General features: G+C 51.1%; 1 protein-coding gene. It reads left to right on the top strand.

The genetic code is table 11. The features are described from left to right. Window positions 1-438: FAD-dependent oxidoreductase (locus tag SQ11_RS15650; protein WP_198140904.1), on the top strand; the 438-nt coding region annotated here is incomplete at its 5' end. Between the last annotated feature and the right edge of the window lie 36 nt (window positions 439-474).

Below are 474 nucleotides of genomic sequence, written 5' to 3'. Positions count from 1 at the left end.
GGTGTGCGACCACGTACCACACTAGATGAATCAGCCGGCATCAACGTTGACACAGGTATCCTGGTGGACGAGTGTCTGCAAACCAGCGTGCCGGGAATTTATGCCGCAGGTGATGTGGCCCGCTGGCGCGATAAAGCAAGCGGTCAGGCGTTACGTATCGAACATTGGGTGGTGGCAGAACGACAAGGACAAGTGACGGCTGAAAATCTACTGGGTGCCAACAAAAAATTTCAGGACGTGCCATTTTTCTGGAGCGTACATTACGACCTGACTATCAATTACGCTTGCCATGCCCAATCATGGGATGCGATTGAAATCGACGGTGATATAGCCGCTCGTGACTGTCTGGTGCGTTATCAGAAAAATGGAGTAACCATTGCCGTTGCCGGTATCGGGCGTGATAAACAGGTTCTGGAATTTGCAGCAGCAAACGCATAGCCAGATACTTCGGCCACTGTACCATTCCATGTTAGT

Source organism: Nitrosospira sp. NpAV (genome assembly GCF_000832065.1).
GTDB lineage: Bacteria > Pseudomonadota > Gammaproteobacteria > Burkholderiales > Nitrosomonadaceae > Nitrosospira.
The sequence above is the reverse complement of the archived record's forward strand: the minus strand, read 5'-3'. Positions and strand labels throughout refer to the sequence as shown.